Raw genomic sequence first — 12488 nt, forward strand, 5'->3', positions numbered from 1 at the left:
CTCAGCGGGCCGGGGCCGCCGTCCCGTCCTGCGGCTGCTCGCGCCGGGAGCCGCTCATCTCGTCGGTCAGCTCCTTCACCAGCTGAGTCAGATCGGTGGGCCGCTCGGCGCTCCACCAGTCGCCGAGCAATTCGGCGAGGGACTCCTCCCGGGCGTGCGCCAGCCGGTCGGCGACCTCGTGCCCCTGCTTGCTCAGGACGAGGTCGACGCCCTCGCGCACGGCCAGCCGCCGCTCCTCGACCTGGCGGACGGCCGCCAGGAGCGCGGGCAGCGGGATGACGCCGCGCTCGGCGAGCAGGGCCGGCTCCACCGCGCCGAACCTCCTGATCCGCAGCAGCAGCCAGCTCGCCGCGGGCAGCAGGTCGTAGCCGGCCCGGCGGGTGATCTTCTCGTAGACCTCGCGCCGCCCCTCGCGGGTGCCCAGCAGCGACAGCGCCCGGCAGCACTCGTCGTAGGAGGACCGCTCGACGGGGTTGCTGGCGAGGGTCTCGGTCCCGTCGGGCGCGGTGACCGAGCCGCGCAGGCGGTCCTCCTTGAGGTACCAGGCGAGGACGAAGCCGAGGAGGGCGACCGGCGCGGCGTACAGGAAGACGTCGGAGATCGAGACGGCGTAGGCGTGCAGGGCGGCCGGGCGCAGCGGGGGCGGCAGGGCGACGATGCCGTGCGGGTCGGCCGCGAGCCGGTCCGCGGAGAGGCCGCCGGGCAGCCGCACGCCGCGGAAGGCGGCGGTGAGCTCGTCGCCGAGGCGGCTCGCGAAGACCGTGCCGAAGATGGCGACGCCGAAGGAGGCCCCGATGGAGCGGAAGAAGGTGGCCCCGGAGGTGGCGACGCCGAGGTCCTCGTAGGAGACGGAGTTCTGCACGATCAGGACGAGGACCTGCATGACCAGGCCGAGGCCCAGGCCGAAGACGAAGAAGTAGCCGCTGATCTCGGCCGTCGTGCTGAACTCGTCGAGCTGGTGCAGGAGCAGCAGGCCGAGGGTGGTGACCGCGGTGCCGAGGACCGGGAAGACCTTCCAGCGGCCGGTGCGGCTGACGATCTGCCCGGACACCGTCGACGACAGCAGCAGGCCCACCACCATGGGCAGCATGTGCACGCCGGACATGGTCGGCGAGATGCCGTGGACGACCTGGAGGAAGGTGGGGAGGTACGTCATCGCGCCGAACATCGCGAACCCGATGACGAAGCTGATGACCGCGGCGAGCGTGAACGTGCGCATGCGGAAGAGCCGCAGCGGCAGGACGGGCTCGGCGGCCCGGCGCTCCACGGCGACGAAGGCCACGGCCAGGGCCACTCCCAGCACGGCCAGCCCGATGATCTGCGGCGAGTCCCAGGCCCAGGTGATGCCGCCGAGCGAGGCGACCAGGACCAGACAGGTGGCGACCGAGGCGATCAGGAAGGTGCCGAGGTAGTCGATGACGTGGCGGACGGCGCGGTGCGGGATGTGCAGGGCCGTGGCGATCACGGCGAGGGCGACCACGCCGAGGGGCAGGTTGACGTAGAAGACCCAGCGCCAGCTCAGGTGCTGGGTGAACAGGCCGCCGAGCAGCGGCCCGAGCACGCTGGTCGCGCCGAAGACGGCGCCGAACAGCCCCTGGTAGCGGCCGCGGTCGCGGGGTGGGACGAGGTCGCCGACGATCGCCATCGACAGCACGATCAGGCCGCCGCCGCCCAGTCCCTGCAGGGCCCGGAAGGCGATGAGCTGGCCCATGTCCTGCGCCGCGCCGCACAGCGCGGAGCCGATCAGGAAGATCACGATCGCGGCCTGGTAGAGCTTCTTGCGCCCGTACTGGTCGCCGAGCTTGCCCCACAGCGGGGTGGCCGCGGTCGAGGCCAGCAGGTACGCCGTGACCACCCAGGACAGGTGCTCCAGGCCGCCGAGATCGCTGACGATGGTGGGCAGCGCGGTCGCCACGATGGTCTGGTCGAGCGCGGCGAGCAGCAGACCCAGCAGAAGGGCGCCGACAGAGGCGAGGACGCTGCCGGGGACATGCTGTCCGGCGCCCTTTCCCCCTGGTCCACCGTTCGCCGTCGGTATGCCGCTCGCGCCGTCCTTCGCCGTGCCGTGGGCCTCCAGGGCCATGTGACCTCCCGGGCTCTCGTGACCCTTCCATCGTGAACGGGTTCCCCGGTCACGGCCTGTCGAGCGCCCGCTCTCGCTCCGGCAGCGGTCACTCGGAGCCGTCGGGCTCCTCGTGCGCGTGCTTGAGTCGGCTGCGGGCGGCCACCCGGTCCGGCCCGGTCAGCTGCGTCCAGAAGCGGTGGCCGCTCACGAACACCGCGAGTTCGTGCTCCCGCCGGCGCAGCTTCTCCACCTCGGCCTGCTCGTCGGCCGTCCAGCCCGGGGAGGCGGGCCGTTCCACCTTGCGCCAGCCGTGGTCGTCACTGAAGCCGTCCAGCGGCACGACCGACCACGGAAGCCGCTTCAGCAGGACCGACAACTCGGCCCGGACCTGATGCAGCTCCTCCTGACCAGCGCGGAGGTCATCAGGAAAGTCATAGGTCTCAGCCACACCGCAATGCTACGCCTGTTCGATTTTGGACGGCGAGCCTGTTCCCGGAGCTTCACGCGAACGTGTGTCTTGTGCTGTCGAACACGCATCGGGTTCGACGGTAACCGCCCCCGCGTCGGGAAGGTGCTCCACGACGCGGGGGCGGTTCTGGTCTTCCTCACCCGGCCGTCAGGGCCTCACCCGGCCGTCAGGGCCGTGCGGGCCGTGCGGGCGGTGAGTCAGGCGGCGAGGTCGTGACCGGGATGCAGCACCACCTTGGTGTAGCCCTCGACCCGCTTGTCGAACTTCTCGTACGCCAGCGGGGCCTCGTCCAACGGGAGTTCGTGGGACACGACGAAGCTGGGCCGGGCGCGGCCGGAGATGATCATGTCGCGCAACTGGCGGTTGTACCGCTTGACGTTGCACTGGCCGGTGCCCATCTTCTGCCCCTTCTCGAACATCTTGCCGATCGAGACCAGGAGCTGGCCGTGCTTGGCGTGCTCGTCGGGTCCTCCCGGGTCGGACGGGACGTACAGCCCCGGAATGCCGAGCCTGCCGGTCGGCCGTACGGTCTCGACAAGCGAGTTGAGGACGATGGCGGGTTCCTCGTGGCTGGCGTCGGGGGCCTGGGCCTGGTAGCCGACGGCGTCGATGCCCTTGTCGGTGCCCTCTCCGTCCGTCAACTCCTTGATCTGCTCGGCCGGATCTCCCTGCGTGAAGTCGATGGGGATGGCCCCGATCTCCGCGGCCTTGGCCAGCCGCTCGGGCACCCGGTCCACCACGAACACCTTCGACGCGCCGCGCAGCAGCGCCGAGTAGGCGGCCATCAGGCCCACGGGACCGGCACCGTAGACGGCGACGGTCTCACCGGGCGACACCTGGGCGAGTTCACACCCGTGGTACCCGGTCGGGAAGATGTCGGCGAGCAGTACGAAGTCGGTCTCGAACTCGTCGCCCTCCGGCAGCTTCAGACAGTTGAAGTCGGCGAAGGGCACCCGCAGCCGCTCCGCCTGGCCTCCGGTGTACGGCCCCATGGCCACGTATCCATAGGCACCGCCCGCGAAGCCGGGGTTGACCGTGAGACAGAACCCGGTCTCACCGGCCAGGCAGTTCTTGCAGAACCCGCAGGCGACGTTGAACGGCATCACGACACGGTCCCCGACGGACAGGGAGGTCACACCGCTGCCGACCTCCTCGATCACGCCCAGGTTCTCGTGCCCGAAGACGATGCCGGGCTCGGCCGCCGTGCGGCCCTCGTACATGTGCAGGTCGGAGCCGCAGATCGCCGACGACGTGACCCGCACGATCACGTCGTTGGGGTGCAGGATGCTCGGGTCCTCGACGTCCTTCACCGCGACGCTGAAAGGCTCTTCGTAGACGACGGCCTTCACCTCTGTCACCTCCGTGTCCGGTACGGATCACGGCGGTGACGGGACCGCGGACGGGGACGCGCAGCAGCACGCGCTCCTGGACCACGTTCGAACCGCGGCCCGGCGCTCTCGCTGTCACCGCCGGTACTTCCAGGTAACGCCCGTACGGCAGCCGATGCAAGCCCCTCCCCCGGCGGGACCCTCGGTGTCAGACCCCTGCCCTACGGTGACCGGCATGGAGAACACACGCGAACGGCACGTGCTCTTGGTGCCCTGGGCCGAGGACGACTTCTGGCTGCTGCGGCGGACCAACAGCCCGGAGATGACCCGGTTCCTGGGCGGCCCCGAGACCGAGGAGCAGCTCGCCGGGCGGCACCGCAGATACGTCGAGCCGTCGGCGGGGCGGATGTACCGGGTGACGCTGGGGGACGGCGGTGAGACGGTCGGCTCCATCGGGTTCTGGGAGCAGTCCTGGCAGGACGGGACGGTGTGGGAGACCGGCTGGGGCGTGCTGCCCGGGTTCCAGGGGCGGGGGCTGGCGGTGGCGGCCGCGCGCGCCCTCGTCGAGGAGGCCCGGGCGGCCGGGCGGCACCGGTATCTGCACGCGTTCCCGAAGGTGTCGCACGCCGCGTCGAACGCGGTCTGCCGCAGCGCCGGGTTCACCCTGCGCGGACAGGCCGACTTCGAGTACCCGAAGGGCAACCCGATCCGGTCCAACGACTGGCGGTACGACCTCGCGGCGGGCGCGGAGGACGGGGACTGAGTGCCGTAGCTCCCGTGGCCCGCCCCCGCGCCCACGGCTCAGTGACCGGCTTGCCTCAGCTCCCGCACCAGGCGGGCGGTGACCGGGACCAGCACGTTGTGCCGGTCGGCAGCGCGCAGCAACGCGCCGCCGATAGTGTCGAGTTCGAGCGGTCGGCCGGACTCGGCGTCGCGCTGCATCGAGGACTTCGTACGGTCGGGGAAGGTGTCGTACCGGGCGAGTGCCTGCGCCGGGTCGGCGGGGGCTCCGCAGGCGCGGCTCACGGCCGCCGTCTCCTGGACGAGGGCCGTCAGCTCCTCGCGGTACCGGGTCCGGGCCTCGCCGATGGGCACGCCGTAGCGCGTGGTCAGCAGGGCGAACGGGGCGAGGAACGCCATCTTCGCCCACAGCGCCGACGCCTCGTCCTCCAGGACGCGGGTGGCCGGTCCGGCGTCCGCGAGCGCCGCCGCGAGGGCGTCGAGGCGGGGCCGGGGGACCCCGGTACCGGTCAGGTCGATCTCGGCGAAGGGGCTGCCGTGTTCGATCACGCCCGGGGCGACGCGTGTGGACTCGCAGCGGATGACGGCCGGGGCGACCCGGTCGGCGCGGTAGCGGGCGCGCAGGGCCTCGGGGTGTTCGACGCCGTTGAGGAACGGTACGAGGAGACCGTCGCCGAGGATCTCGGGCGGGACGCGGGTGAGGGCCGCGTCGAGGCTGGTGTGCTTGACGGCGACCAGGCAGGCGTCGACCGGCTCGCGCAGCTCCGTTTCGGCCTCGACAGGGGCGGTGAAGTCGCCGAACCGGGCGCTGCGCAGCTGGATCCCGCCGGTGCGCAGCGCGTGGGCGGTGTCCTCGCCGGCCAGGCAGATCACCCGGTGCCCGGCCCGGGCGAGCAGGGCGGCCAGCAGGCCGCCGATCCCGCCGGGGCCCAGGACGGCCACGGTGAGTTCGTCGTTCGTCATGTCGCGTGGGTCCTCTCGTCGGTCGGCCCCGAATCGGTGGCCGCCACGCGGGAGATCCTCGCAGGAAGTACGGGTGCACGGCGAGACATGAGGAGGAGACTGGGGACATGTGCCGGAGTATCAAGACGCTTCGCCCGCCCGCGCTGGCCGAGGAGGCCACGGAGGACGAGATCCGGGCCGCGGCGTTGCAGTACGTACGCAAGGTCTCGGGATTCCGGGCGCCCGCCGCCCACAACCGGGAGGTGTTCGAACGGGCCGTGGACGCCGTCACCGAGGCGACGGCCGAGCTGCTCGACGGCCTGGAGATCCGCGGCCGGTCGCCCGCCGCCCGCGAGGCGGGCTGACCACTCCCCTGCGGGCGGTCGGCTACGACTGGCGGCGCATCAGGTACGCCGCCCCCGTCCCGACGCCGAACAGCGCCGTGAGCGACACCCCCGCCGCGAGCCAGGTCGCGCCCAGCCACTGGGCGCCGAAGTAGCCGAGGGCGACGCTGTAGCCGGCCCAGGCGATCCCGGCCAGGGCGGACCAGGGCAGGAAGTCGCGGACCCGGCGGTGGGCCGCGCCCGCGCAGAACGAGACCACCGAGCGCCCGGCCGGGGCGAACCGGGCCAGCACGACCAGGGCGCCGCCGCCCCGGGACAGGACCGCGCCGAGACGTTCCTGCGCGGTGGTGAGGCGCCGGGAGCGGGCGATGGCCCGGTCCAGCCGCTCACCTCCGCGCCAGGCCAGCCGGTACGCCACCAGGTCACCGAGCACCGACGCGGTGGCCGCGGAGAAGATCAGGACGAGGATGTCCGGAACATGCTGCGGGACCCGGCCCGTCGCCGCGCCCGAGCCCGCCGCCGCTGCCGTGGCCGCCGCGACCACCAGCACCCCGCTCGGCAGCACCGGCAGGAAGACGTCGAGGAGGACCGACAGCGCCACCATGGCGTAGATCCACGGCCCGGCGGTCAGTGACCCCACGCTCTCCCACACGGCAACCCCGCCCCCACTCCCCCGTCGGCCGCCCGACAGCGTACGCCGCGGACGTGACAGGAGGGTCAGAGGAGATCAAGTTGTTGTTCAGGGACCGGTGCGTGTTCAGGGACCGGTGAGGTCGAACTCGGCCGCGGAGGCCAGCGCTCCGTCCTCTCCCGCCTGCTCCAGTCGCATCCCGGCCGAACGCCCGCGCAGGGTCAGGGTCATGAGCTGGTTGCCGAACCAAGGGCCGCCCGTCCTGCGCCAGTTCACCGGCGGCCGGGGGCAACGGCCGTGCCGGGCCAGCCATCTGCCGAGGCGCCGCGCCACGCCACTCCAGCCGAAGCGGAAGCCGAGCCGCATCGACAGCGGGATGGAGTTGTGCACCGGCGAGCAGGTGAGCTGCAGGACCCGGGCGTCGGGCGCGGCCACGGGCGCGTCCTCGGGCCACGACGGCTCGGCGACGTAGGCGTGGTGGACGTCCCCGGAGAGCACGCAGATGCTGGCGGGCGCGCTCGGGCCCGAACCGGCCTCGGCGATCAGCGCCGTCAGATCGGCGAAGGACTCCGGGAAGGCCGCCCAGTGCTCCAGGTCGGCCGCGCGGCGCACCTTCTCGCCGACGCGCGCCCAGCGCGCCCCGCGCTCGCCCCGGCACAGGGCCGCGTTCCAGGACTCGGCGTCGTGCACCAGGTGCGGCAGCAGCCAGGGCAGGGAGGTGCCGAGGAGGAGGTGGTCGCACTCCTCCCGATCCTTGAGCGCCTGTGCGCGCAGCCACTCGGCCTCGCCCGGATCGAGCATGGCGCGGCCGTCCTCGTCGAGCACCCGCGCAGCCCGGCTGTCCACCATGAGCAGGCGTACGCGCCCGAAGTCACGCCGGTAGCTCCAGCGGGCCGAGGCCGGTTGGGTGTCGGCCCGGGAGGCGAAGGCGCGCAGCAGGCCGGTGGCGTCGGGGGTCGCGCGGACCTCGCGGTAGAGCGGGTCGGCGGCCAGGTCGTCCGGGGAGAGGTTCCCCAGGTGCTGATGGACCCAGTACGACATCAGCCCGCTCAGCAGCCGCTCCTGCCACCACGCGGTGGTCCGCATGTCCGCGAGCCAGGCGGCGGAGGTGTTCCAGTCGTCGATCACGTCGTGGTCGTCGAAGATCATGCAGCTGGGCACGGTGGACAGCAGCCAGCGCACCCCGGGGTCGAGCCAGGACTCGTAGTAGAGCCGGGTGTACTCCTCGTAGTCCGCGACCTCGCTGCCCGGCGGGGCGTCCAGGCCGCGGCGGGCGGCGAGCCAGCGCCGGGTGGCCGCGGAGGTCTCGTCGGCGTAGACCTGGTCGCCCAACAGCAGCAGCACGTCGGGGCGTTCACCGCCGGCGACGATGCGGGCGGCGAGCGCGCCGAGGGCGTCGGGGCCGACCGGGTCCCGCTCGGCGGCCGGGGGCGCGGCCCAGCGGCAGGAGCCGAAGGCGAGCCGGACGGTGCCGGAGCCAGGGGCGGAGATGACGGAGGGCGGGAACGGCGAGCCGGGCAGGGGCCAGACGCGGGCGCCGTCGAGGAACACCTCGTACGACGGCGCCGACTCCGGCGTGAGCCCGGTCACCGGCACCAGCGCGTAGTGGTGGCCCGCCACCTGGAAGGTACGGGCCGTGCCGCCGGCGCCGTCCGAACAGCGCACCTCGGCCGCGCACGGACGGCTCGTCTCGACCCATACGGTCGCTGACGAGCCGTCGGCGTACCTCAGCAGTGGCCCCAGGCGCAGTCCCGCCATGATCGTCCCTCCTCCGTCGCCCCGTACGGTACGGAACGACGGGGCCGGGCGGGGAGGTTCCTGCGTGGAGAACCGCGGAGAACTGCGGAGAACGCGGGGAGTTGCGGGGAGCGCGGGGAGTGCGGGGAGTTGCGGGGAGCGCGGGGAGTGCGGGGAGCGCGGGGAGTGCGGGGAGCGCGGCTTTTGACGGGTCAGCAGCCCGAGAGGTAGTTGGTGAGCGCGCTCTTCTCGGCGGAGTCGACCGAGAGGTTGTAGTAGTACTTCACCTGGACCCAGGCGCGGACGTAGGTGCAGCGGTAGGAGGAGACCGACGGCATCCAGGTCGACGGGTCCTGGTCGCCCTTGGCCTGGTTCACGTTGTCCGTGACGGCGAGCAGTTGGGGCCGGGTGACGTCGTTGGCGAAGCCCTGGCGCTGCGAGGTGGTCCACTTGCTGGCACCGGAGTCCCAGGCCTCGGCGAGCGGGACGAGGTGGTCGATGTCGACGTCGGCCGCCGCGTACCAGGTCGCGCCGTCGTACGGGGAGTACCAGCTGCCGCTCTGGGCCACGCAGGCGGAGTCGGTGACGACGTTGGAGCCGTCGCGCTTGAGGATCCACTCGCGGGTGTTGCACGTGCCGCTGATGGTGATCCACGTCGGGAACAGGTCGCGGCTGTAGCCGGTGCGGTTCTCGGAGGCCACGGTGAGCTGGGAGAGGTAGCTGCGGGCGGTGGCTCCGCTGACCGGGGTGGGAAGCGCGGCGGAGGCCGTCGGCGAGTTGAGGAGCGCGACGGAGGCGAGGAGCCCGGTGAGGGCCGCGACTATGCCGAACCGTCGACGCGCGTAGAGTTTCCGCATGGCAACGAACTCCCTTGTGGGGTGAGGGTGTTGGGCACGAGCTAGGAAATGCTCACAGCGCCGGATGGCCGGAGGGTGTGCATCCGGTAAGACGATAGTGACGCGTACATGACCCGACAAGGTTCATGACAACTTTGGGGCAAACGTCCGGTCACGGCCGGTCCCGTACCATGGCAGGAGCAGAAGGGGAGTAGCTCTTCGCCGGACCGTCGACATACTGCTCAGCCCGCCTGAGCCGGCGCCCGGAGGGAGACCTCGGTCACGAGGCCACCCAGCGAGACCTTCGGCAAGCAGTGCACGCCCGAGCCGTACGGCCCGGGTGCCATGTGTGCTGCCGCGCCGAGGTGTCCGCGAACAGCAACGCACTCTCGGCGGGGCGGCCCCGACCGATTGAGGGACCTTGATCAGCCTGACCGTGACGGCACTCGTCTTCGGCGTCGTCTTCCTCGCCGAACTGCCGGACAAGACCGCGCTCGCCGGTCTCGTCCTCGGCACCCGCTACCGCGCCTCGTACGTCTTCGCGGGCGTGGCCGCCGCCTTCACCCTGCACGTCGTGCTCGCCGTCGCCGCGGGCAGCCTGCTGACCCTGCTGCCGCAGCAGATCGTCCACGCGGTGACGGGCGTCCTCTTCCTCGGCGGCGCCGCGGTGCTCTTGCTGAAGAAGGACGACCACGAGGAGAACATCAAGCCGCCGGAGGACCAGTCCTTCTGGAAGGTGGCCGGAGCGGGCTTCACGCTCATCCTGGTCGCCGAGTTCGGCGACCTCACCCAGATCATGACGGCCAACCTCGCCGCCCGTTACGACGACCCGTTCTCCGTCGGCATCGGCGCGGTGCTCGCCCTGTGGGCGGTCGCCGGCCTCGGCATCATCGGCGGAAAGGCCCTGATGAAGCGGGTGCCGCTGAAGCTGATCACCCGGATCGCCGCGCTGATCATGCTGGGCCTGGGCGTCTGGAGCATCTGGGAGGCGGTCGCCGCCTGACCCGGCAGAGCGTCCGCGAGACCGGTCGCCGCCCGACCCGGCGGAGCGTCCGGGAGACCGGTCGCCGCCTGAGCCGGGCGGCCCGCATACCGACGCCGCCCGCCGGGGGCGGTAGCGGGAGCCCGGCCCCGTTTTGTACCGTAGAGAAACAAAGTGGCTCCCGCCCGTTTTCCCTGACCGGCGGGCGGGGCCGCCTTGGTCCTCCGGGGGGTACGTCCGCGACCCCCTCCGTAGCGCCTTGGAGCTGCCGATGACGGCCACCGCCACGCCCACCGTCCTCACCGCCCGCGCCCTCCTGCTCGACATGGACGGCACCCTCGTCAACTCGGACGCCGTCGTGGAACGGATCTGGCGACGCTGGGCCGATCAGCAAGGATTGGACGGCGACGAGGTGATGAAGGTCGTGCACGGACGCCAGGGGCAGGCCTCCATGGCCCTGCTCCTGCCGGACCGGCCGGTGGAGCAGAACCTCGCCGACAACGCCCGCATGCTCGCGGCCGAGACCGCCGACATGGACGGCGTCGTGGAGATCCCGGGCGCGACCGCGTTCCTCCGCTACCTCCAGGGCCACCCCCACGCCCTGGTGACCTCGGCCGACGTGGCCCTCTCCACGGCCCGCATGAACGCCGCGGGCCTCCCCCTCCCCGACGTCCGCGTCACCGCCGAGTCGGTCAGTGCCAGCAAGCCCGACCCGGAGGGCTTCCTCAAGGGCGCCGCCGAACTGGGCTTCACCCCCGCCGACTGCGTCGTCTTCGAGGACTCCGGCGCCGGCATCGCGGCCGGCCAGGCGGCGGGAATGCGCGTGGTGGGCATCGGGCCGCGAGCAGCCGCCCACGGCCCGGACGTGGTCGTACGGGATCTGACGCAGGTGCGGGTCGAGGCGGCGGGGGACGGGGTGCTGCGGATCCACGTCGGCTGATACCCGGCGTGACGCCGACTACGTCACCGGAGCGGTGATCGCGGTCGACGGAGGATTCACCGCCTGACCTCGGGCTCGCCCAGGTCTCCGGAACCCCATCGGGGCGATGCCGCAGGCCGGCGTCAGTCGATGACCGTGAAGCCGTGTCGGGCGGCCAGCCTCGTCAGGGAGGTCCGGCCGGGGACGCCGTCCGCGTCGCTGCCGCTGTAGCCGAGGTGGCGCTGCCACGCGGCGTAGGCGGCGATGGTCTTCGTGCCCCAGCTGCCGTCGACGTACTGGCCGGCCAGCATGCCCTCGGCCTTCAGCGCACGCTCGACGACGAGGACTTCGGACCCGTGCGTGGTGTGCCCCTGCGGGGCGGCCGGGTCGTGGCGCGCGGAGTACACCACATGCGCCAGCGAGACCCGGGGCTTCGAAGGCGCCGCGCCCGCCCACTGCTGGAGGGCGGCCTTGCTCGCGAAATTCGCCACGTTCCGGTCGATGCCGCCCGCGTCACCGTACTGGTGGACCGTCCACGCGTGCTGGATGCGCGGATGTCCGGCCGGTGCGCCCGGATCGGCGATCCACAGGCCGTCGCCGACGTACGACGTGGTGTCGCGACCCTTCCAGTAGTTCAGGTTGCAGTACAGCAGGACGCGATGGCCGGGCGCCTTGCTCTTGACGTACCGGATCCAGGCGTCCTTCTCGGCGTTGGAGACGTCCGAGTCCTCCCAGTCGAAGGCCAGCATCTCGCCCTTGGCGAGGCTCACCTTGGACAGGAAGTAGTCGGCCTCGGCGAGGTTTCTGACGCCGTGGGCGTAGTGGTAGTAGCCGACGACGAGTCCGGCCCTGCGGGCGTGATCGCGCTGCGCCTGCCACTTGGGGTTGGTGTAGCTCGTGCCTTCGGTGACCTTGATGAACACGAAGTCGATGCCTTCCGTGGGAAAGGCCTCGGATTGATACGACGCGACGTCGATGCCCTTGACGGTCATCAGCATCCCTTCACCGGTAGTGGGTGCTCGTGCTCTCTCTCGTACGTTCAACGCGTAAAGACGAGTGAGCGGCCGGGCCGGTTGCGGTGAGGGGACGGACGGCAAATGGAACACGGCCCAGGTCTTCGGATGCTTCCGCTGACCTGAGCCTTGCTCGTGTCCTGTGACTGGTGGGCGCGGACGGTTTCGAACCGCCGACATCCTGCTTGTAAGGCAGGCGCTCTACCTCTGAGCTACGCACCCCGGGACAGGTCGACAGCCTACATGGACACGGGTCCCGTCCTGCAAACCGTGCCCGGGGCCGGAGGCCCGAGGCTCGTGCGATCACCCCTCGCCACCAGGAAGTCATAGGCGAACCGTGAACCAACCGGGTCGTGTCTTCGTCCTCGACAGGTGGGAGAATGGCAGCCCGCAGGGCGAAGGACGGCACAGGAGAGGGATGTGACGGCGACACCCCCGAGGACTTCAGGTGCGGTGCGCGATGTCCTGAGGCTGGTGAGTC

General features: G+C 71.7%; 12 protein-coding genes and 1 tRNA gene. 4 read left to right on the forward strand and 9 right to left on the reverse strand.

The genetic code is table 11. From position 1 onward, the window contains the following. Position 1: 1 nt before the first annotated feature. From QFZ74_RS09220 to QFZ74_RS09230, 3 genes are all read right to left on the reverse strand, one after another. Positions 2-2083, reverse strand: coding sequence for an MFS transporter (locus tag QFZ74_RS09220; RefSeq protein WP_307620314.1), 2082 nt, complete (start codon positions 2081-2083; stop codon positions 2-4). An 88-nt stretch (positions 2084-2171) separates the two neighbouring features. Further along, complete coding sequence (locus QFZ74_RS09225; protein WP_307620315.1) at positions 2172-2513, reverse strand: hypothetical protein; 342 nt, start codon at positions 2511-2513, stop codon at positions 2172-2174. A 218-nt stretch (positions 2514-2731) separates the two neighbouring features. Continuing rightward, positions 2732-3883 (reverse strand): glutathione-independent formaldehyde dehydrogenase, encoded by a 1152-nt coding sequence (locus QFZ74_RS09230; protein WP_307624090.1) that lies wholly within the window; start codon positions 3881-3883, stop codon positions 2732-2734. A 214-nt stretch (positions 3884-4097) separates the two neighbouring features. On the opposite strand from QFZ74_RS09230, the gene QFZ74_RS09235 reads away from it, so the two are divergent. Continuing rightward, a complete protein-coding gene (locus QFZ74_RS09235) occupies positions 4098-4625 on the forward strand; it encodes a GNAT family N-acetyltransferase (RefSeq protein ID WP_307620316.1) in 528 nt (175 codons plus the stop codon). Between the two features lie 38 nt (positions 4626-4663). Here the strand turns inward: QFZ74_RS09235 and QFZ74_RS09240 are convergent, their stop codons facing one another. Beyond that, on the reverse strand, positions 4664-5566 hold the full coding sequence (locus QFZ74_RS09240; protein WP_307620317.1) for a ketopantoate reductase family protein: 903 nt from the start codon (positions 5564-5566) through the stop codon (positions 4664-4666). Between the two features lie 107 nt (positions 5567-5673). On the opposite strand from QFZ74_RS09240, the gene QFZ74_RS09245 reads away from it, so the two are divergent. Continuing rightward, positions 5674-5910 carry a DUF2277 domain-containing protein gene (locus QFZ74_RS09245; protein ID WP_307620318.1) on the forward strand — a complete coding sequence of 79 codons (237 nt, stop codon included), beginning with the start codon at positions 5674-5676 and terminating at the stop codon, positions 5908-5910. Positions 5911-5932: 22 nt separating this feature from the next. Here QFZ74_RS09245 and QFZ74_RS09250 read toward each other — a convergent pair whose 3' ends face one another. The 3 genes from QFZ74_RS09250 to QFZ74_RS09260 form a co-directional block, all read right to left on the reverse strand. Continuing rightward, complete coding sequence (locus tag QFZ74_RS09250) at positions 5933-6541, reverse strand: DedA family protein (protein WP_373462362.1); 609 nt, start codon at positions 6539-6541, stop codon at positions 5933-5935. A gap of 105 nt (positions 6542-6646) precedes the next feature. Beyond that, on the reverse strand, positions 6647-8278 hold the full coding sequence (locus QFZ74_RS09255) for an alkaline phosphatase D family protein (RefSeq protein ID WP_307620319.1): 1632 nt from the start codon (positions 8276-8278) through the stop codon (positions 6647-6649). Between the two features lie 191 nt (positions 8279-8469). After that, a complete protein-coding gene (locus QFZ74_RS09260) occupies positions 8470-9114 on the reverse strand; it encodes an HNH endonuclease family protein (protein ID WP_307620320.1) in 645 nt (214 codons plus the stop codon). A gap of 400 nt (positions 9115-9514) precedes the next feature. On the opposite strand from QFZ74_RS09260, the gene QFZ74_RS09265 reads away from it, so the two are divergent. Both QFZ74_RS09265 and QFZ74_RS09270 read left to right on the forward strand, forming a co-directional pair. Continuing rightward, positions 9515-10096, forward strand: a complete 582-nt coding sequence (locus tag QFZ74_RS09265) for a TMEM165/GDT1 family protein (RefSeq protein ID WP_307620321.1) — start codon at positions 9515-9517, stop codon at positions 10094-10096. A 250-nt stretch (positions 10097-10346) separates the two neighbouring features. Continuing rightward, positions 10347-11015, forward strand: a complete 669-nt coding sequence (locus tag QFZ74_RS09270; RefSeq protein WP_307620322.1) for an HAD-IA family hydrolase — start codon at positions 10347-10349, stop codon at positions 11013-11015. 122 nt (positions 11016-11137) lie between these two features. Here the strand turns inward: QFZ74_RS09270 and QFZ74_RS09275 are convergent, their stop codons facing one another. Together QFZ74_RS09275 and QFZ74_RS09280 are read right to left on the reverse strand one after the other, a co-directional pair. Then, complete coding sequence (locus QFZ74_RS09275; RefSeq protein ID WP_307620323.1) at positions 11138-11992, reverse strand: GH25 family lysozyme; 855 nt, start codon at positions 11990-11992, stop codon at positions 11138-11140. 162 nt (positions 11993-12154) lie between these two features. After that, positions 12155-12229, reverse strand: a tRNA-Val gene (locus QFZ74_RS09280). Between the last annotated feature and the right edge of the window lie 259 nt (positions 12230-12488).

The organism is Streptomyces sp. V3I7 (assembly GCF_030817495.1).
Lineage (GTDB): Bacteria > Actinomycetota > Actinomycetes > Streptomycetales > Streptomycetaceae > Streptomyces.